We start from the raw sequence: 19,842 nt of genomic DNA, 5'->3' as shown, positions 1-19,842 counted from the left end.
AACCCGGTCGAAAGACCGGAAAAGGAGAGGGGGAAGCGCCGACATGCCGACCTGCCCGAACGGACACCAGTCGGGTTCCGACGACTGGTGCGAGGTCTGCGGTCACCGCATGGCCGGTGCCGTACCTCCGCCCCCTCCCCCGCCGCCCCCGCCCGGCGGTGGCTACGGCTTCCCGCCGCCCGGCCAGGGCCCCCAGCCCGGCGGCCGCCCGCCGCACCTGTCCGCCGTGCCGGACCCCGAGCCGGAGCTCTGCCCGCAGTGCCGTACGCCCCGTGAGGGCGGTGCGCCGTTCTGCGAGGAGTGCCGGTGGAACTTCCTGACGAACACGGCGACCTCGTACACCCCGGCCGCCCCGCACCCGCCGGCGCCCGGCCCCGCCGTGCAGTACCAGCAGCAGCCGCCGCCGGGACCGTCGTACGGCGCCGGTGACTCGTACGAGTACCAGGGCTCGCGCCCGTCCCAGATGAACCGCCCGGCCGAGCCGATCCCACCCTTCGGCAGCGATCCGTCCGGCCCCGCCGGGTTCGGCAACGACCCGCGCCCGGGCGCCCCGTACGGCAACGACCCGCACCCCGGCGGACCCGGCGCCCCGTACGGCAACGACCCGCGTCCCGGCGGACCCTCCGGCTTCGGCCCCGACCCGTCCCGCCCGGTCCCGCCGCCGCCCGGCCCGACGCCGACCACCGCTCCCGGTGGCCCCGGTGGTGCCCCGCAGGCGTTCCACCAGCCCGGCCCGCCGGCCCCGCCCGCCTTCCCGCAGGAGACGGGGCGGCCGCCGCAGCCCGGCGGTCCGTCCCCCTTCGGCGGCGAAGACGACTGGGTGATCTCCCCGCCGTCGTCCGCCGGTCCCGGCGGTCCCGGTCAGGGCGGTGGCTACGGCTATCCGCAGCCCGGTCCGGCCCAGGCGCCGCCCGGCCAGGGTTTCCCGCAGCCGCCCGCCGGTCCGGCGACCTGGCTGGCGACCATCGGTCCGGACCGCGAGTACTTCATGGCGATGATGCAGCGCTCCGGCCCCGAGGCCGCGGGCCTCAACCTGCCCGCGTACTCGCCCGAGCAGCAGCGCACCCTCAGCGGCAACCAGATCACCATCGGGCGCCGCCGCCATTCCACCGGCGAGTCCCCCGACATCGACCTGGCGGTGCCGCCGGAGGACCCGGGCGTCTCGCACCAGCACGCGGTGCTGGTCCAGCAGCCGGACGGCAGCTGGGCGGTCGTCGACCAGAACTCGACGAACGGCACCACGGTCAACGGCTCCGAGGAGCCGATCCAGCCCTTCGTGCCGGTGCCGCTGCAGGACGGCGACCGGGTGCACGTGGGTGCCTGGACGACGATCACCATCCGCCGGGGTTGAGCCGAGGCTGATCGGCCCGGTCGGCCGGATCAGCCGGGGAGGGGCCAGACGTACGGCCCCTCCGGTTCGTCCAGCCATGCCCATTCCCGGTCCCCGCTGACCGTGATGCCGTAGCGCTCGCGCTGTGGCCGGCTCTCGCGCTCCCACAGCGCGAGCGCCTCCCGCGGATCGAGACCGCCCCGGGTCAGGGCCAGCAGGAAGCGGAACAGTTCGTCGTCCCTGGCCCGGCGCGGAATCCCGCCGAGGTGGGCGGGCTCGGGTTCTGGACGGCTCTCGCCGCGCAGCGGCACGAAGTAGGCCGGCGTGTGCAGGAAGCGGCCCTCCCCGTGCCCGGCGTCCCGGACCGTCAGGGCGATCAGACCGGTGGCCAGCGGCGCCAGGATGCGGGCACCCGGACTGCACTGGGCGAGCCAGGCGCGCGGCACCGAGGTCAGGGTGCAGGTCGCGATGATCCGGTCGAAGGGGGCGCGCTCGGGAACGCCGCGTGCGCCGTCACCGGTGAAGACGGCCGGGTGGTGGCCGGCGGCCGCCAGGTGCTGTCGCGCCGACTCGGTGATCTCCGGCTCCAGATCGATGGTGGTGACCAGGTCGTCGTCGCCGAGCCGGTGGGCCAGCAGGGCCGCGTTGTAGCCGGTGCCCGCGCCGACCTCCAGCACCCTGTGGCCGTCCTCGACCCTCAGCTCGGCCAGCATCCTCGCCATCAGCGACGGCTGGCTGCTGGAGGAGAGGAGCTCGCCGTCGCGCAGCCGTGTGGCCAGCGGAACGTCCGCGTAGGCACCGCGCACCCACCGCTCGCGCGTACGCGGATCAGGACTCTCGCCCCAGCGCCGCTCGTAACCCCCCGTGGCGCCGACGTAGTAATACGGCACGAACAGATGGCGCGGGACCGCCTCGAACGCCTCCCCCCACACCGGGTCGTCGTCCCAGGCTCCGCTCGCGTCGATCTCCCGTACCAGCGCCGCCCGCGCCGAGGTGGCGAGATCGGCGAGGTCCTTCTTGTCGAGAGCATGCGCGCCCATACGTCCACTGTGCTGCGGGACGGGACGCGAGGCGAGTACCGGAGCCGGACGATCCGGAATCCGGGCGTCACGGCGGTGGTCCTAAGCCTTGAGTCCTCCTCCGCCCGATCTGAGAGCATGGAGGCGTACTGCAATTTCCGGGGGACAACCCCCGGACCCCCGGCAGAAAGACTCGGGCGGACCGGAACGACCCATGCGAGGCAGCTCAAAGTGACCGAGATTCGGCGCGGCACGCTTCAGGAGCAGACCTTCTACGAGCAGGTCGGCGGGGAGGAGACCTTCCGCCGCCTCGTCCACCGTTTCTACGAGGGTGTGGCCGAGGACCCGGTCCTGCGGCCCATGTACCCCGAGGAGGACCTCGGCCCGGCCGAGGAGCGCCTCACCCTGTTCCTGATCCAGTACTGGGGCGGGCCGACGACGTACAGCGACAACCGCGGCCACCCCCGTCTGCGCATGCGCCACGCCCCCTTCACCGTGAACCGCGAGGCGCACGACGCCTGGCTGAGGCACATGCGGGACGCCGTCGACGACCTCGGCCTGTCCGAGGAGCACAAGGAACAGCTGTGGAACTACCTGACGTACGCCGCTGCCTCGATGGTGAACGCCCCGGACTGACCGTCGTCGACTGACGCGCGAGGCATGACGTGCCGAAGATGACGTGCGGAACATGACGTACGAAAGATGACGTGCGGATTCCGGTCGTAGAACGCCGGATTCCGGTCACGATCCGGTCAAGGCCGTCGTACAAGCGCTTACCCGTGGCCCGCCCCCTCTGACAACATCGCCCGGAGGTCTGGACAACCACGGGGGGCGGTTGGCGTGACGGCGTTCGGTGCGGTGGCACGGTTCGTCCTGCTCCGTGCTCGCGCGCACCGCCTCCTGCTCGCCGCCGCCCTGCTCACCGTCCTGCTGACCACGGCCGTCCTGGCCACCCTCACCGCCTACTCGGGCGCGATCGGCGACGCGGCCCTGCGCCACTCCCTGCGGGACCCGCAGAACGCCGCCGACTCCGCACTGATCGTCAAGGCAGAGGTGCCGGCGGATCGGCGCAAGGCCGCCGACACCGCCGTACGGCAGGGTGCGCGGCGGACGTTCGAGGGGCTGCCGGTGACGGTGCGGACCCTGGTGCGGTCGGGCCCGTACGCACTGCCGCGCTCGCTGCAGCCGCCGGCCCAGCGGTCCGGCGACCCGGATCTGACGTATGTCGCGGCGCTGGACCCGACGCAGGTGCGGATGGTCTCGGGACGCACGCCCCGGCAGACCTCCGGCGCCGCCGTCGAGGTGGCCCTCCCGCAGAGGGCCGCCCAGCGCCTCGGCCTGAAACCCGGCGCCCGTCTCACCCTCACCGACCGGCTCGGCGGCCCGAAGGTGCACGTCACGCTCACCGGCCTGTACCGGCCCGTCCAGGCGGACGCGCCCTACTGGCGGCTGGACGATCTGGGCGGCCGCGGAATCAGGACCGTCGGCTTCACGACGTACGGCCCGCTGCTCGCCGCCCCCGGGATCCTGACCGGCGCAAAGGTGAGCGCCGGGCAGTCCGCGTGGCTGGCGACCGCCGACTTCTCGACGCTGACGACCGGGCGGATCGGCGAGCTGCGCAAGGCGGCCGCCGCGGGCAGCGCGGCCCTGCGCAAGCAGCCCGCGCTCAGCGGCACGACGGCCGCGGGCACCTCCCTCCCCGACGTCCTCGACCGCGTCGAGCGCTCGCTGCTCGTCGCCCGCTCGACGCTGCTGATCGTCGCGTCGCAGCTGGCACTGCTGGCCTGCTGTGCGCTGCTGCTGGTGGCCCGGCTGCTGAGCGCCGAACGCACCGGTGAGATCCGGCTGTTGCGGGCGCGCGGCGCCTCCCGCGCCCGGGTCGCGGCGCTCGCCGCCCTGGAGGCGCTCTTCCTGGCGGTGCCCGCGCTGGTCTGCGCGCCGCTGCTGTCCGGGCCGCTCACCCGGCTGCTGGCCGGGCAGGGGGCGCTGGCCCGGATCGGGCTGAAGCTGGACGTGCCGGCCGACGGGCGGCCCGGGGTGTGGCTGGTGGCGACGGGCGTGGCCCTGGGGTGCGCGCTGGCCGTGACGCTGCCGGCGCTCACGGTGGAGGGGTTCGGCCCGATCCGGGCGCGTGCCCTGCCCGCTCCGGTGCGCGCGGGCGCGGACCTGGGCCTGCTGGCGGTGGCCGGGGTCGCGTACTGGCAGCTCGGACGGCACACCTCCGGCGCCGTGACCGACGACCGGTCCGGCACCCTCGGCATCGACCCGCTGCTGGTCGCAGCGCCCGCGCTCGCCCTGCTCGCGGGCACGGTGCTGACCCTGCGGCTGCTGCCTCTGGTGGCGCGGCTCGCCGAGCGCCGGGCGGCCGGCGGGCGCGGGCTGACGGCGGCGCTGGCGGGCTGGCAGCTGAGCCGTCGCCCCATGCGCGGTGCGGGCCCGGTGCTGCTGCTGGTCCTCGCCGTCGCGCTCGGCATGCTGGCCATCGGGCAGGGCGCCTCCTGGGACCGTTCGCAGGACGACCAGGCGGACTTCGGCGCGGGTGCGCCGGTGCGTGTCCTGGCCGCCGGGGAGAACGACCTCGGGCGCACGGAGACCTACGCGGCGATTCCGCACGTACGCGAGGCCGCCCCGGCCGTCCGTACGGAACTGCCGCTGTCCGGCGACCGCACGGCGGCGCTGCTGGCGCTGGACACCGCGCACGCGGCGGACACGGTGCTGATGCGCCGGGACCTGGCGGCGGAGCCGGTGAAGGCGCTGCTCGCGCCGCTGGGCCCGAAGGCGCCGACGGCCGGGGCGAAGGTGCCCGCGCACACCGCCCGGCTGCGGCTGACGGCGACCCTGCACAGCTCGACGGGCCCGGGGACGACGGCGGACGTCACGGCGACGCTGGTGGACGCGTACGGGACTCCGTACGACGTGCGGGCGGGGGAACTCCCGGCGGACGGCCGCCCGCACGCGCTGACGATGGGTGTCTCTCCCGGTCCACTGACCCTCACGGGCCTGCAGCTGGTCATGGCGCAGCCGGTCCAGACACCGGAACAACACCGGTTCACCCTCGGTGAGTTGACGGCCGTCGACGCCAACGGGGCGGAACGGCGAGTGCCGTTGCCGAGGGCGTGGAAGGCGGGTTCGCGCCTCGACGGAGACGTGTCGTCGCCGAACGAGAGCAGCCGCCCGACCAAGCCGCGCGTGACGTCGTCCGGTTCGCCGACGGTCGAGTACGGCACGGGATACAAACCGGCCGAAGACACCTGGACCATCGCGTCGTTGACGGTACGGGTGCAGGTCGTACAGCCCCCGCCGCCCCAGATCACGGCCGTCGCGACCGACCGTTTCCTCGACTCGGCGGGCGCCCACATCGGGCAGCAGGTCGACGTGACGGTCGGCGGGCAGAGCGTGCCGGTGCGGATCGTGCGGGCGGTACGGGAGTTGCCGACGACCGGTGGGGAGAACGGTGGCGCTCTGCTGGTCGATCTGCGGTCCGTGAACCGGGTGTTGGAGGCGCGGTACGGCACGAGCGTCCCGCCCACGGAGTGGTGGCTGCGCATCGACCCCGGCGATTCGGCCCGGGTCGCGGCGGCGCTGCGCGCGCTGCCCGATCTCGATCCGACGCAGGTCGTGGTGCGGGACGAGGCGGCCGCGCAGCTGCGGGACGATCCGTTCGGCGCGGGCCCGGAGGCGGCGTTCGCGGCGGCGGCCGGGGTGGCGGCGGCACTGGCCGCGGTCGGTTTCGCGGTGAGCGCGGCGGGGTCACTGCGGGAGCGGGGCGCCGAACTGGCGGTGCTGCGGGCCCTGGGCGCCCCGCGCCGCCGGCTGGCCCGCATGATCGCCGTCGAGCAGGGCGTTCTGGTGGCGCTGGCACTGGTGGTGGGGGCGGCGCTGGGGACGGTGCTGACGCGGGCGGTGATCCCGCTGATCGTGCTGACCGCGCAGGCCACACGCCCGGTGCCGGGGGCGCTGGTCGAACTGCCGGTGCTCCACGTCGCCGTACTGCTGTCGGCCGTGGCGCTCGCGCCGCTGCTGGTGACGGCGGGGCTGGCGCTGCGCCGGTCGGATCCGGTGGTGTCGTTGCGGGAGGGAGGCGCGTGACGGTGACCCCGTCGCCCATCGACGTGAGCAGAGTCCTCGCCCCCTGGGTCCGTACGCGGCTGCGGACCGCGCCCGGCACGGCGTGCGCGTTGGCGCTGCTCGTGGCGCTGACCGCGTGCCTGGCGGCGGCGTTTCCGCGGGCGGTCGACCGGTACGAGGACGCGGGGCTGCACCATGCCCTCGACCGGGCCCGTCCCGACAGCACCAGCGTGGACGTGTACGCGGCGCTGTCCGACCCGCTGCTGCCGCAGCGGGAGCGGGAGGACCTGCTGCGCCCGGGTCCGCTCGGCGCGCAGTACGCGAACGTCGTCACCGCCCTCCCGCGCCCGCTCGTCGCCGACCGCGGCCAGTCGACGTACGGGGTGCGCACCACCAACCCCCAGAACGCGCCGGACCCCTGGCTGCCGCGGCCGAGCGGTCTGCCGGCGCAGTTCGAACTCGCCGCCCAGCACGGGCTGGCCCAGCACTCCACGGTCCACGCGGGTCGCCTGCCCCGCGCCGAGGGCGCGGTCACCGCCGCCACGCCCGAGGTGGAGGCCGCCGTCACCGTCGAGACCGCCGAGAATCTGCACATCAAGGTCGGTTCGGTGATCCACATACCCGGCGCCGACCGCGCACCCCTCGTCGTCCGCGTCACCGGCATCCTCACCCCGCGCGACCCGGCCCGCGCCTACTGGTCCACCCATGCCCTCCTCCGCACCCCCAGCCTGGTTCCGGTGCCGAACACCGACAACGAGAAGTTCTGGATCGGCAGCCTGCTGCTCGCCCCCGAGGCGGCCCCGGCGATGCTGGGCACGCCCGGAGACCCTTGGCGCTACTGGCAGTTGGCGCCCGCGACAGCCGGCCTCCATGCCTACGACCTGAGCCGTCTGAAGTCCGCGGTGGCCTCCCTGGAGTCCGGCCCGCGGATGCAGGAGATGCGCGCGCTCACCGACCCCTCCACGGACGTGAGCACCGACCTGGACACCGTGATCAGCTCGTATGCGGGGCTGCGCGGCGGCGTCCGCCCGCTCGTCGCCGTCGCCGCCTTCGGCACCGGCACGGTCGCCGCCGTCGTCCTGCTGATGGCGGGCGGCCTCGCCGCCGACCGCCGCCGCGCCGAACTCGCCCTGCTGCGCGCCCGCGGCGCGTCCCAACGGGGCCTGGCGGGCCGCCTGTTCGCCGAGACGGCGGTGATCGCGCTGCCGGCCGGAGCTCTGGGCCTGGCGCTCGCGCTGCTGGCGCTCCCCGGCGCCCGCGCCCCGTACGCGATCGCGGCAGCGGCGACCGTCACCGTGGTCGCCTGCGCGACCCTGCCGCTGCGCGCGGCGGCCGCGCATCGGGTCGTACGGATCCACGGCGGCCGGACGGACGTCGCGTCCGTACGACCGTCCCGGCGCCGTACGGTCGCGGAGCTGACGCTGGTCGCCGTGACCCTGGGCGCGGTGGAGACCCTGCGCCGACAGGGCACGCAGGGCAACCAACTGACGTCGCTGGCACCGGTGTTGGTGGGAGTGGCCGCGGCCCTGCTGCTGGTCCGCCTCTACCCGCTCCCGCTGCGCGCCCTGGCCCGCCCGACCGCCCGCCTGCGCGGCACGGTGACCCATCTGTCCCTCGCCCGCGCGGGCCGCACCTCCGCCTCCGCGGTCCTTCCGCTGCTGGCCCTGCTGACCGCCCTGACCACGGCGGCCTTCGGCGGCTCGGTCCTGGCGGGGGTGCGCGAGGCCCGCGACCACGCGGCCCTCCTCACCGTGGGCGCCGACGCCCGCATCGAGGCGAGGACACCGCTGCCGTCGGGTCTCCCCGACCGCATCCGCCGAGCACCGGGGGTGCGGGAACTGACCGCGGTGAGCATCGACTACGGGGCCCAGCCGAACGACGACGGGGTGTCCGTACCGCTGGCGGGCGTGGACCCGCAGGCGTACGCCGAGTTGGCGGGCCGAACGGGACAGGGGGCCTTCGGCGCCGGCGAGTTGAGGGGCAGCAAGGCCGACGACGACGCCCTCCCGGCGCTCGCCTCCCCGTCGGTCGCGTCGAAATACGGCACCCGACCGTTCCCCGTACGCCAGGCGGACGGGGACACGGTCACCGTCCGCATCACCGTCGTCCGAGACCGGACTCCCGCCGTCACCGGCGACGGCTTCCTGATCGTGGACCGCGCCGGCCTGAGCGCGTCCGAGTCCCGCCCGACCGCACTGCTGCTGACCGGCACCCACCTCAACGGGCCCGCCCTGCGCCGGACTTCGGGCAGCTCCGCCGTGGTCCAACTACGCTCCGAGGAACGCGCCCGCTACGTCGACTCCCCCCTCCAGTCCGGTGCCGAACGCGTCTACGCGGCCGCGGTGGCGGCGGGCGCGGGCTACGCGGTCCTGACCCTGCTCCTGTCCCTGCTGCGCGCCGCACCCGAGCGCACCGCCCTCCTGGCCCGTCTGCGCACGATGGGCCTGACCCGGGGGCAGGGCCGACGCCTGCTGATCCTGGAGTCACTGCCGCAGGCGGGACTGGCCGCGGCCGGTGGCGCGTTGACGGGATGGGCGACGATTCGCCTGCTGTCACCGGGCATCGACCTGACGACGATCGCCCTGGCGACGCGACAGGCGCCCACGGGAGAGGCCGTGTTGCGCACGGACGCGATGTCGCTGGTCGTACCGGCCGTGGCGATGGTGCTGGTGACGGTGGGCGTCGCGGGGGTGCAGGCGTGGTGGACCGGACGGCGGGGAACCGCCCCGGAGTTGAGGGTGGGGGACACACGATGAGCCACGCGGCGACCAGCCCGGACATTCCGCGGACACATCAGGACATTCCTGGGACATCTGTCGAGGAGACCCTTCGATGACGACGACGAACCCGACCCTCGCCGACCTGGCCCACCGCGCCCAGTCCGCCCGCAACCGCCCCACCTTCGGCCATGACGCCCTGATCACCTGCGACCGCCTCGTCCGCATCTTCACCACGGACGGCATCGAGGTCCAGGCACTGCAAGGCCTCGACCTCCTGGTCCGCGAGGGCGAACTCATGGCCCTCGTGGGCGCGTCGGGCAGCGGCAAGTCCACCCTCATGAACATCCTCGCCGGCCTCGACACCCCCACCGCCGGCGCGGCCCGCGTGGCCGGCCGCGACCTGCTCACGATGACCGCGAAGGACCGCCTGGCCTACCGCCGCACCACCGTCGGCTTCGTCTGGCAGCAGACCTCCCGCAACCTCCTCCCCTACCTCACCGCGGCCCAGAACATCGCCCTCCCGATGCAGCTCACCGGCACCCGCAAGCGCCGGACGCACGCCGAACGCGCCCTGGAACTCCTGGAGTTGCTGGAGGTGGCCGACTGCCGCGACCGCCGCCCGCACCAGATGTCCGGCGGCCAGCAGCAACGCGTCGCGATCGCTGTGGCCCTCGCCAACGACCCCGCCGTCCTGCTCGCCGACGAACCCACCGGCGAACTCGACTCGCACACCGCGGAACAGGTCTTCGCCGCCTTCCGCACCGCGAACGAACGCCTCGGCGCCACCATCGTCATCGTCACCCACGACCAGGCCGTCGCCGGCGAGGTCCGCCGCACGGTCGCCATCCGCGACGGCCGCACCTCCACGGAGGTCCTGCGCCGCAGCGAGGTCGACGAGACCACCGGCCACGAGAAGGTCGTCGCCCGCGAGTACGCCATGCTCGACCGCGCCGGCCGCCTCCAGCTCCCCGCCGAGTACACCGAGGCCCTGGGCATGCGCGACCGCGTGGCCCTGGAACTGGAGCCGGACCACATCGCCGTACGGCCGGACGACAGCGGGCAGGACTGAACGCCCGCCTCTCAGGCGAAGGCGAAGGCGGACGTGAGAGTGAACGTGAGGGTGAAGGCGGAGGTGAAGGCGGAGGTGAGAGTGAAGGCGGAGGCGGAGGCGGAGGCGGAGGCGGAGGCGGAGGCGGAGGCGGGAGTGAAGGCGAAGTGATGCCGGCCGTCGTCAGCGGACGCTGACGTCCAGGGCCCCAAGTCCCGTCCGCCGTACGGCGATCGACCCGAACGGCGTGCGCAGCCGCAGCCAGGCACCCGACGAGAACAACGCCAGGTCCCCCGCTTCGTGCGTGGACCGAAGGAAGCCGAGCGACTGTGCCGCATGCGCGGCCCGTACCGGAAGACGCGTGTCCCCGACCGTCCGGGACCAGATGTCCCGTCCGATACGGTCGAGTTCGGCCCGCGTACGCTGCTCCGGCGCCAACTCCTGTGTACGGGACCGGAATTCGGCGACCGCCGCACCGACCATCGCCCGCAGGGCGTCGGGCACCGGCAGCCCCGGCTCGGAACGCCAGCCGCCCCGCGGCGGAAGCACTCCGGCCCACGGCGGCCCGGTCACCGCACCCGGCACGCCGGCCGTGGCGGCCGACTCGTCGACGGACTCCAGGAGTTCACCGGCGGACACGGTCACGTCCAGCGTGACGTCGAGTCCGTTCTCGTACGGCTTGGCGAGCCGCACCGCGCGGATCGCCAGCACCTCGAAGGACGGCGGCCGCCCGAAGACGGCGAGCGCGGTCCCGGCGGCCTGGAGACGTACCGCGGCCGAACGGTCGTAGTGGATCAGCCGGGAGAGGAAGGCCGCGAGGTCCGCCGCCTCCCTCTCGTCGGCGAGGTGGAGCGCCGTCATGCGGCGACGGCCTCCTCCTCGTCGTCGTCCCGGTACCCCTCCAGGAACTCCCGCTCCTCCGAGGTGATCCGGCGCGGCCGCTGCGACTCGAAGTCGAACGGCACGATCACCGTCGAGGCCCGGACGTAGACCTGGTCGCCGTCCTTCACCTCGTAGGTGATGGTGAAGGACGCCGCCCGGATCTCCGTGACCCACAGCTCGATGTCCACCGGGTGGTGCCGGTGGACCAGCTGCCGCTTGTAGTCGATCTCGTGGCGCGCCACCACCGACCCCTGCTTGAAGTCCTTCTCCGGCCGGAAGAGGAAGTCGATCCGGGCTTCCTCCAGATAGCGCATGAAGACCACGTTGTTGACATGGCCGTACGCATCCATGTCCGACCAGCGCAGCGGGCAGCGGTAGAGGTGACGCAAGAGATCAGCCCCGGGTCAGCTTCTTGTAGGTGGCACGGTGCGGACGCGCGGCATCCGCCCCGAGCCGCTCGATCTTGTTCTTCTCGTACGACTCGAAGTTGCCCTCGAACCAGAACCACTTGGACTCACCCTCGTAGGCGAGGATGTGCGTGGCGACGCGGTCCAGGAACCACCGGTCGTGGGAGACGACCACAGCCGCGCCCGGGAACTCGAGCAGCGCGTTCTCCAGGCTCGACAGGGTCTCGACGTCGAGGTCGTTCGTCGGCTCGTCGAGGAGCAGCAGGTTGCCGCCCTGCTTGAGGGTGAGAGCGAGGTTCAGACGGTTGCGCTCACCGCCGGAGAGGATGCCGGCCGGCTTCTGCTGGTCGGGCCCCTTGAAGCCGAAGGCGGAGACGTAGGCGCGGGACGGCATCTCCACGTGCCCCACGTTGATGTAGTCCAGCTCGTCGCTGACCACGGCCCACAGCGACTTCTTGGGGTCGATGTTCTCGCGGCTCTGGTCGACGTACGAGATCTTGACAGTCTCGCCGACCTTGATGGAGCCGGAGTCCGGGGTCTCCAGACCCTGGATCATCTTGAAGAGAGTGGTCTTGCCGGCGCCGTTCGGACCGATGATGCCGACGATGCCGTTACGCGGCAGCGTGAAGGAGAGATCGTCGATCAGGACCTTCTCGCCGAAGGCCTTGGAGAGGTTGTTGACCTCGACGACGATGGAACCGAGCCGCGGACCCGGCGGGATCTGGATCTCCTCGAAGTCCAGCTTCCGCATCTTGTCGGCCTCGGCGGCCATCTCCTCGTACCGCGCGAGACGCGCCTTGGACTTGGCCTGACGCCCCTTGGCGTTGGACCGCACCCACTCCAGCTCTTCCTTGAGCCGCTTCGCCCGCTTGGCGTCCTTCTGCCCCTCGACCTTGAGACGGCTCTGCTTGGTCTCCAGGTACGTGGAGTAGTTGCCCTCGTACGGGTAGGCGCGCCCGCGGTCGAGCTCGAGGATCCACTCGGCGACGTTGTCGAGGAAGTACCGGTCGTGGGTGATGGCCACGACGGTGCCCGCGTACTTGGCGAGGTGCTGCTCCAGCCAGTTCACGGACTCGGCGTCGAGGTGGTTGGTGGGCTCGTCGAGGAGCAGCAGGTCGGGCGCCTCGAGCAGCAGCTTGCAGAGCGCGACGCGGCGCTTCTCACCGCCGGAGAGGGTGGTGACCGGCCAGTCCCCGGGCGGGCAGCCGAGGGCGTCCATGGCCTGCTCGAGCTGCGCGTCGAGGTCCCAGGCGTTGGAGTGGTCGAGGTCCTCCTGCAGCTTGCCCATCTCGTCGAGCAGCGCGTCGGAGTAGTCGGTCGCCATGAGCTCGGCGATCTCGTTGAACCGGTCGAGCTTGCCCTTGATCTCGGCGACACCCTCCTGGACGTTCTCGAGGACGTTCTTCTCCTCGTTCAGCGTGGGCTCCTGCATCAGGATGCCGACGCTGTAGCCGGGAGAGATGTAGGCGTCGCCGTTCGACGGCTGTTCCAGCCCCGCCATGATCTTCAGAACGGTCGACTTACCGGCGCCGTTCGGGCCGACGACGCCGATCTTCGCTCCGGGGAGGAAGTTCAGAGTGACGTCGTCGAGGATCACCTTGTCGCCGTGCGCTTTGCGCGCCTTGCGCATGGTGTAAATGAACTCAGCCAAGAGAAACCGTCCGGCAGCTTGAAATCTGGCAGTGGGCAGATACACCCCATCTTGCCTGACGTCCACCCTGCGAAGGAAACCCGTTCGGCGTAGGGCCCGTGACCTGGACGTTTCGGGGGCGCTCCCGTAGTCGTCCCGTCACTGACCGTCGGATCACACCCTCTGGAACAGATACATGCCGACGATCTTCCCCTTGACCGCCACCCGCTGCCCCGAATGGAACCACTTGTTCCGCGAGTCCTCTCCGAGCTGGATGTAGACGTACTGCGCGGTGTGCAGCTTCCACCCTTCGTCTTCGATCCGTGAGAGCAGATCACTCCGCGGGGAGTGCGGAGCTCTGGGGTGATCGATCCTGGTCCTCCCCAGTGGCGGCATACCTCGGTCCTCCTGCCCGGCACCTCCGTAGGGATCCAGGCTGCCCGCGCTGCGCTGCTCGATCTCGGCCTCGAACCAGCCGTCACCCCGCTCGTGAGCTCCACGAGCCTGCTCGACGATGACGCTCTCCGCGCGCTCCACGTGCCCGTTCCACCACTGGGCGTTCTCGGCGTCCCGAGCCTCCCCTTTCGCGGCAAGCTCCCCCCGCCTGGCATCCCACCGCTCCTGCATCCCCATCGGTGCCCCTCCCACTGCTCTCACGCTGAACCCAACGGCCCAGACCGCTCGCTCATTGCACCGGCCGGCTCGGCCCGCACGTATCGGAGCCCCCGGCCTGCCCTACGTCCGTCGGTGGCCGTCGGCCGCCATCGAGTGCCGCTGGGCCAACAGCAGGACAGTCAGGGCCGCCGCCCCCACGGCCCCGCCCGACAGGAAGCCGCGAGTGGAACGCCAGGACAGCACCGACCACTGCGACTGCGCGGACAACACCGATCCCTTGCTCAGCCACGATCCGGCCGAGATCAGCGAAAGCGCCGAACCGATCGATCCGGCAGAGAGGGCGCTCCCGATCGACCCGACGGACAGGGCCGAGCCGACGGAGCCGATGGACAACACCGACCCCACCGAGCCGATCGACAGCACCGAGTCCTGCGACCACAAGGACAACACGGAGCCCGAGGAGGAGTGACGCGTCGGCGATACAGATGGCTTGGCTGGCTTGGTCATAGGGCCATCCTGCCCATCGAGTGGGCCGACTCGCACGAAGGACCGGCGTTTGAAGGATCCTCGTGAGCCGGGACCTCGGGAGCCGGGCCCCTCATGAGCCGGGACTTCGTGAGCCCGGCCCCGGGAGACAGACCCTCGCGTGCCGGATCCTCGCGCGTCAGACCTCGTGTGCCGGATGAGCGTGTGCCGGATCAGCGCAAGGCTGCGGCGAACTCGGCGCGGTGTGCGGCGGTGTAGTCGTGCTCGCGCATGGACCAGGCGACGCGGTCGGCGATCCGGTGGTCGTCCGCGCCGTGCGGTCGTGCGGGCCGGTCGAGGTGTTCCTGCCACCAGCGGGCGTTGCGGGCCTGGCGGTCCAACATCGCGTCGATCAGGCCCATGCGCCTGTGCGGAGCGAGGCCGTAGGAGTCGGCGAGCAGCCGTACTTGGGCTGCTTGGACGGTGACGGGCCCTCGGTCGGGTCGTGACGAGACGCACCATGTCCAGGCCAGGTAACCCAGGTCTTCGAGCGGGTCACCGGGTGCTGCGGTGTCGAAGTCGATGAACGCGACGGGCAGGTCGTCGCGGAAGACGACGTTGTTGGGACCGGGGTCGTGGTGGCACACGACAGGATCCGTGCCGGTGAGGTCGCTGCTGCGGGTGGCCTGGTGCAGCTCCCACAGCAGGCTGGCGGCCGCGGCGATCTGCGAATCCGTCCAGCACCGGAAGGTGGACGGCACCCATCCGGAGATGTAGGTGAGAACGTCCCGCCCCTTCTCGTCGGTGCCGAGGTGACGGGGTGCCCCGGCGAATCCGCACTGCTCGAGGTGGACGAGAAGAGCCCTGACGAAGGCGGAGGACGTTGTCGAGGGCCTACGCACGGTGTCCGCAACCCGCACGACGCCTTCCGTGATGCGTCCCCCTGTCAGGGGCACTTCGGCGTCATCACGGGACACCAACTCCTCCGATTCCTACGGCTCCTTCTGCTCCCCCGAGGGCTCCCCCTCCTCCCCCGAGGGCGCGGTCGACGGCGTGGGCCGGCACAAGCCGCCCACGCCGGATGAAGCAAGCCCCGATCACTCACTGTTGAGTTGCCAAGGATCCGTGTCGTCAGACGTCGTCGTCCGCGAGGTCATCACCGGAGGCACAGCCGCCGAAGCCCCGGAGACTCACTCCCGCGTCGGCTCCTTCTTCCCGACGAGCACCAGTGCCGCGCCCCCGATCACGACCAGCGCGATGGCGACGCCCGCGATCAGCGGGGTCGCGTTGGAGCCACCGGTCGCGGCGAGGTTGGTGTCGTCCGCCGAACCGCCCACGGTCGCGGGGCTCGGTTCGCTGAGGATCTGGGTCGCGTCGCCGCCCGCGGTGCCCTGTGTCCTGCAGTCGAGGATGCCGGTGAACCGCTTCTCGAGGCCGCCCGGTCCCTCGATCGTGAAGTCGTACGCCTGGTCTTCCTGCAGCGGGATCGTCACCGTGCGGGACTGGCCCGCGGGGATGCTGTGCTCGGTCCCCATCAGTTCGAAGGTGAACGCCTCGTCGCCCTGGTTGGCGGCGGTGATGTCCACCGCGCCCTTGGCGCAGTTCTTCGCCGCGGACAGTGCTGGTATCGCGCCCTTCTTCGCCCAACTCGCGCTCGCCGGCGCCGAAACCGTCGACTCGCTGGAGCCGGCCAGGATCTGCGTCTGGCTGTGGCTCTCCGAGGCGAAGGCGCGCCCCACGGGCACGGTGGTCGAGGCCTGCACGGCGATCTCGGCGGAGCCGTCGGCGGCCTTCTCGGGAACGTCGAAGAAGAGCTGGCTGCCGTTCACCGCGGACGTGAGGGGCTTTCCGTCCTTGCCGACGATCCGCACCCCGCTGGTCGCCGCGTCCGCCGGCGGCGTCACGGCCACGCCGGACGCGTTGGTGTGCACGGTCACCGGGCCGAGCAGCTCACCGGGGTGACCCGAGACCGCGGGCGGGTCGAGAGTCAGTGACGCCTGGGGCTCCGCCATGTCGACGGCCCGCTTGTCGAGGTAGTCCGCGAGCTTCTCGGCCTGCGGGTCGACGGCGTCGACGTCCGCCCCGTCCGAGTAGCGCCAGATGGCCACCTGAGTGCCTGCCGCCGCGTCCTGCTCGGTCAGGCCGCCGTGGACGCCGGCCTTCGCCGCGAGCGTCGCGAGGTCGTTGACCTGCGGGTAGGAGTTCTGCAGGATCCAGCGGATCTTGCCGGCGTCCTTGTTGGCACCGAGCGAGGTGCCGCTCCACGCGGTCTCCTGGTACTTGGCGTCCCGCTGGGTGGGGTTGCGGATGTCGATGCAGTACGTCTGCAGGGTGCCGCCACCGTCCACGGACATCTCGAACAGGCCTGCCGAGACCTGCTGGTCCCCGCTGTCCTCGTGGATCACGGCGGCGCCGTACGTCTTGAGGCCGCCTATGGTGGCGGTCGCCCCGCCCTGGCTCTGCGTCGTCTCCTCTGCGCCGGCCGTGCCGGATCCGGCGAGCACGCCGACGGCCACCAGACCGGACACCAACGTCGCGGCGGCCAGACGGGCCGCCCCTCGCCTGCGCGCGGACAGCACAGAGAAAGAAGAAAACACCAAATTCCCCTTCGAGCAGGACCCATTGATGTGGGGGGTGTGGTCCCACCAGCAGAATCAGAAGCCCCGAGAGCTATGCCCGGCATCCTAGGGACGCGGCGCACCACGCTTGCCGGTCATACCGTCGGACAAGCGATCCGACTCGGAATCGTTATCGCCAAGACGGCCTGTGAGCAGGGCTTATCGACAAATCCACCGGACCGTTCGGAACGCATTCGCCGATAAGCCGCAGTACGGTCAGCTCGGCGCACCGCCTGACATCACGTCACCGCTGCTGGCTCCGGCTCCCGTTGGGTCATGGAGGTCCCGGAATCTCCGGGCGGGGTCTCCCAGTTGGGCTCGGGCTGCTGCTGTGCCGGGGCAATCGCCCCCGCATCCGGCCTGCTCGCCCGCCGGAAGGCCGACGTCCCCCGCGTGAGATCGTGGCCGATCGCCACCGCCTCCAGATCGGCCGAGGCCCAGTTCTGCCCCTCGCGCGCATCCGTACGCACCTTGAGCCTGCCCTGCACGATGACGGGATCGCCCACGTTGAGCGACGCCGTCACATGCGTGGCCAGCTGCCGCCTCGCCCACACGGTGAAGAAGTTGGTGTGGCCGTCGGTCCACTCGTTCTTCTCCCGGTCCAGATAACGCGCGGTCACCGCCAGCCGGAACCGCGCCGAAGGCCCCGACGCCAGATCCCGGTGCGCCGGCTGCGTCGCCACGTTCCCCACGGCGCAGATCATCGTCTCGTTCATCACGAACCCCTCCCTGGCCCGGCCGCCGAGGCCGGGCGGACATGCCTACGGGCCCGTCCCGTACGGCTGCGTCTGCTGTGTCTGCCGCGGTGACCACGTCCGTCGTGATCGCCGCACAGCCAGACTGCCTCCGTCGGGCCGAGCCCGCTGAGCCCTGTGGACCGCCCCCCACCTGTGGAAAACTCCGTCACTCGGACGAGTGGCCCCAGGACGACCCTGACGAGTGATCATCCGCCGTGGGACTCGCCGTCACACTCCGAACTCACCGTCCCCCCGCCAAAGCACCGCCCCGCCCGCCCCAGATCATCGGCCCGTGGCAGTGACCGTGGCTCCCACCCCCGTAACCCGCCCGTACTGCTCCCGCACCTCCCGGTATCGCAGCAGCTCCGCCGCCACCGGATCCAGCACCCGGGCCCTTCCGCACCCGGCTGCCGCCTCCCGCAAGCGCCGCTCCGCATCGGTGCCGTAGCGCCGGGCCGGGCCTCGCGCCGCGATCCGGCAGCTCCACTCGACGAGCGGGCCGCCGATGATGCCGGCCAGCATCAGCAGCACCGGGACCCCCAGGTTCGGCGCCATGAACCCGATGATCTGGGCCAACAGCCACAGCCCGCCCACGACTTGGAGGAGCGTCATGGAGGCCTGGGCGAGGACTGCCGCCGGCCACCAGCCCGGCCGCGGCGGCCGGCCCGGCGGCAGACCCGCCCGTGCCGCCAGTACGTCGAGCGCCTCGGGCAGCCCCTGGGAGCCGCGTACGGCCGCCTCGCGCACCGCCTGCGCCCACGGGGCGGGCAGCCCGGTCGCGGCCCGCTCCGCCAGCGTCCGCACCGCGTGCTCGACGCGCTGGCGTGCCGTGGCCTCCTCGTCCGCCTGGGCACGCAACTGCAGCCGCCCGGTGGCCGGTTCGTACCGGTCCTGGTACCACCGCCACAGCCGCAGCCAGGGCGTCCCGCACGCACGGTTGGCATTGCGCAGCCACGCGCGCTCGGCCGCCTCACCCGCGGCGGATGCGCCCACCGCATGCGCGAGCCGGGCGGCGAACTCGTCGCGCGCCTCCTCGCTCAGGCCGGTCCGCAGGCGGGTGGCGTAGACGGGCCACAGCCCCACCGCGGCGGCGTCCAGGTCGGCCGAGATCCGTCGCGCCGGAGCCCCGCGCTCCGCCACGAACTGGCCCAGCGCCTCGCGCAGTTCACCGAGGCCGTCTCCGGTGAGCGCGGACAGCGCGAGCACGGTGGCACCGGGTTCGCCGTACTCCCCCAGTGCGATCCCGTCCTCGTCGAGCAGCCGCCGTAGATCATCGAGGACCTGGTGGGTGGCCTCCCCCGGGAGCCGGTCGATCTGGTTGAGGACGACGAACATGACCTCCGCATGCCCCGCCATGGGCCGCAGATAGCGCTCGTGGAGGACAGCGTCGGCGTACTTCTCGGGGTCGACGACCCAGATGACGGCATCGACAAGTGCCAGGACCCGGTCCACCTGCTCACGGTGCTGCACGGCCGCCGAGTCGTGGTCGGGCAGGTCGACCAGGACGAGCCCGCGCAGCTGTGCCTCCGCCTCGGCGTTCTGCAAGGGTCGCCGCCGCAGCCGGGGCGGGATGCCGAGCCGTTCGATGAGAGTCGCCGCGCCGTCGCTCCAACTGCACGCGATGGGCGTCGCCGTGGTGGGCCGCCGCACGCCGGTCTCCGAAATGGGCACCCCGGCAAGCGCGTTGAACAGCTGCGACTTGCCACTGCCCGTCGCGCCCGCGATGGCGACGACGGTGTGCTGCCCGGAGAGCCTGCGCCGTGCCGCGGCCTCGTCGAGCACCCGCCCGGCGTCGGCGAGCGTCCGGCTGTCGAGCCGGGTGCGGGAGAGCCCCACGAGTTCCCGCAGCGCCTCGAGCCGCGACCGCAGCGGGGCGTCGTACGCGAGCGGCCCCACGGTCTGGGCACTGTGCGCCCGGGTCTCCACGACGGCGACGCGCTCGGCGCCGGCGTTCTCCTCGGTCACGCGCCGAGCGATCAGCCCGTCGTCCCAGCCGCTCGCGGGCTCCGTACGGCTGTCCGTACGGCCGGAGGCGTCACCGCCCTCCACGCGCGCGTGGTCGCCGTTCTCGCGCACGTCGCCCTTCTCCGAGCGCTCGCCACGACCGGGCTCTGCCCCCGCAGTCTCATCCTCCACGGGGAGACGCTCTGCGCCCTTCTCAGAAGTCGCCTCTCCGGAAGCACCCTCTACGGAGGCGCGCTCTTCGGAACGCTCGCCCTGGGCGCCCTGGGCGCCCTGGGCGCTCTCGTCCCCCGCGTGATCGGCGCGATCGGTGTGATCCTGATCAGTGACGGCAGTCACCG

General features: G+C 72.4%; 15 protein-coding genes. 5 read left to right on the top strand and 10 right to left on the bottom strand.

All coding sequences use genetic code 11. The features are described 5' to 3' along the window. Window positions 1-43 precede the first annotated feature (43 nt). On the top strand, window positions 44-1,351 hold the full coding sequence (locus OG303_RS31675) for an FHA domain-containing protein (protein WP_405872657.1): 1,308 nt from the start codon (window positions 44-46) through the stop codon (window positions 1,349-1,351). A gap of 29 nt (window positions 1,352-1,380) precedes the next feature. On the opposite strand, the gene OG303_RS31670 is transcribed toward OG303_RS31675, so the two are convergent. Beyond that, window positions 1,381-2,370 carry a methyltransferase domain-containing protein gene (locus OG303_RS31670; protein ID WP_405872656.1) on the bottom strand — a complete coding sequence of 330 codons (990 nt, stop codon included), beginning with the start codon at window positions 2,368-2,370 and terminating at the stop codon, window positions 1,381-1,383. Between the two features lie 210 nt (window positions 2,371-2,580). Between OG303_RS31670 and OG303_RS31665 the strand changes: the two genes are divergently transcribed. The 4 genes from OG303_RS31665 (at window position 2,581) to OG303_RS31650 (ending at window position 10,206) form a co-directional block, all read left to right on the top strand. Next, window positions 2,581-2,985 (top strand): globin, encoded by a 405-nt coding sequence (locus tag OG303_RS31665; protein WP_405872655.1) that lies wholly within the window; start codon window positions 2,581-2,583, stop codon window positions 2,983-2,985. A gap of 204 nt (window positions 2,986-3,189) precedes the next feature. Continuing rightward, on the top strand, window positions 3,190-6,438 hold the full coding sequence (locus OG303_RS31660; protein WP_405872654.1) for an ABC transporter permease: 3,249 nt from the start codon (window positions 3,190-3,192) through the stop codon (window positions 6,436-6,438). Further along, complete coding sequence (locus OG303_RS31655) at window positions 6,435-9,173, top strand: FtsX-like permease family protein (protein ID WP_405872653.1); 2,739 nt, start codon at window positions 6,435-6,437, stop codon at window positions 9,171-9,173. Before OG303_RS31660 ends, OG303_RS31655 begins: the two co-directional genes overlap by 4 nt. A gap of 76 nt (window positions 9,174-9,249) precedes the next feature. Next, complete coding sequence (locus OG303_RS31650; RefSeq protein ID WP_405872651.1) at window positions 9,250-10,206, top strand: ATP-binding cassette domain-containing protein; 957 nt, start codon at window positions 9,250-9,252, stop codon at window positions 10,204-10,206. Between the two features lie 162 nt (window positions 10,207-10,368). Here the strand turns inward: OG303_RS31650 and OG303_RS31645 are convergent, their stop codons facing one another. The 9 genes from OG303_RS31645 to OG303_RS31605 all read right to left on the bottom strand — a co-directional run bounded on the left by OG303_RS31645 (window position 10,369) and on the right by OG303_RS31605 (window position 19,840). Continuing rightward, complete coding sequence (locus tag OG303_RS31645; RefSeq protein ID WP_405872650.1) at window positions 10,369-11,046, bottom strand: hypothetical protein; 678 nt, start codon at window positions 11,044-11,046, stop codon at window positions 10,369-10,371. Further along, window positions 11,043-11,456 carry an acyl-CoA thioesterase gene (locus OG303_RS31640; RefSeq protein WP_405872649.1) on the bottom strand — a complete coding sequence of 138 codons (414 nt, stop codon included), beginning with the start codon at window positions 11,454-11,456 and terminating at the stop codon, window positions 11,043-11,045. The genes OG303_RS31645 and OG303_RS31640 overlap by 4 nt, the downstream gene beginning before the upstream one ends. 4 nt (window positions 11,457-11,460) lie before the next feature. Then, a complete protein-coding gene (ettA, locus tag OG303_RS31635) occupies window positions 11,461-13,125 on the bottom strand; it encodes an energy-dependent translational throttle protein EttA (protein WP_405872647.1) in 1,665 nt (554 codons plus the stop codon). A gap of 153 nt (window positions 13,126-13,278) precedes the next feature. Continuing rightward, window positions 13,279-13,737, bottom strand: coding sequence for a hypothetical protein (locus OG303_RS31630; RefSeq protein ID WP_405872646.1), 459 nt, complete (start codon window positions 13,735-13,737; stop codon window positions 13,279-13,281). A 102-nt stretch (window positions 13,738-13,839) separates the two neighbouring features. Beyond that, on the bottom strand, window positions 13,840-14,226 hold the full coding sequence (locus OG303_RS31625) for a hypothetical protein (RefSeq protein WP_405872645.1): 387 nt from the start codon (window positions 14,224-14,226) through the stop codon (window positions 13,840-13,842). 191 nt (window positions 14,227-14,417) lie between these two features. Next, window positions 14,418-15,161: a phosphotransferase gene (locus OG303_RS31620; protein ID WP_405872643.1), complete on the bottom strand. Its 744-nt coding sequence runs from the start codon at window positions 15,159-15,161 to the stop codon at window positions 14,418-14,420. 213 nt (window positions 15,162-15,374) lie between these two features. Beyond that, a complete protein-coding gene (locus OG303_RS31615; RefSeq protein ID WP_405872642.1) occupies window positions 15,375-16,781 on the bottom strand; it encodes a TQXA domain-containing protein in 1,407 nt (468 codons plus the stop codon). A 260-nt stretch (window positions 16,782-17,041) separates the two neighbouring features. Continuing rightward, window positions 17,042-17,518 (bottom strand): single-stranded DNA-binding protein, encoded by a 477-nt coding sequence (locus OG303_RS31610; RefSeq protein ID WP_405872641.1) that lies wholly within the window; start codon window positions 17,516-17,518, stop codon window positions 17,042-17,044. Between the two features lie 303 nt (window positions 17,519-17,821). Beyond that, window positions 17,822-19,840 (bottom strand): GTPase, encoded by a 2,019-nt coding sequence (locus OG303_RS31605; protein WP_405872640.1) that lies wholly within the window; start codon window positions 19,838-19,840, stop codon window positions 17,822-17,824. Between the last annotated feature and the right edge of the window lie 2 nt (window positions 19,841-19,842).

Origin of the sequence: Streptomyces sp. NBC_00005 (genome assembly GCF_045160215.1) — a bacterium.
Classification (GTDB): domain Bacteria; phylum Actinomycetota; class Actinomycetes; order Streptomycetales; family Streptomycetaceae; genus Streptomyces.
Note: the sequence above shows the minus strand (reverse complement) of the source record. Positions and strands in the feature narration are given on the sequence as shown.

What these genes read in the sequence shown, in the direction of transcription:
- OG303_RS31675 (WP_405872657.1), top strand. Translation starts at nt 44, where the DNA reads ATGCCGACCTGCCCGAACGGACACCAGTCGGGTTCCGACGACTGGTGC.
- OG303_RS31670 (WP_405872656.1), bottom strand. Translation starts at nt 2,370, where the DNA reads ATGGGCGCGCATGCTCTCGACAAGAAGGACCTCGCCGATCTCGCCACC.
- OG303_RS31650 (WP_405872651.1), top strand. Translation starts at nt 9,250, where the DNA reads ATGACGACGACGAACCCGACCCTCGCCGACCTGGCCCACCGCGCCCAG.
- OG303_RS31645 (WP_405872650.1), bottom strand. Translation starts at nt 11,046, where the DNA reads ATGACGGCGCTCCACCTCGCCGACGAGAGGGAGGCGGCGGACCTCGCG.
- OG303_RS31630 (WP_405872646.1), bottom strand. Translation starts at nt 13,737, where the DNA reads ATGGGGATGCAGGAGCGGTGGGATGCCAGGCGGGGGGAGCTTGCCGCG.
- OG303_RS31625 (WP_405872645.1), bottom strand. Translation starts at nt 14,226, where the DNA reads ATGACCAAGCCAGCCAAGCCATCTGTATCGCCGACGCGTCACTCCTCC.
- OG303_RS31610 (WP_405872641.1), bottom strand. Translation starts at nt 17,518, where the DNA reads ATGAACGAGACGATGATCTGCGCCGTGGGGAACGTGGCGACGCAGCCG.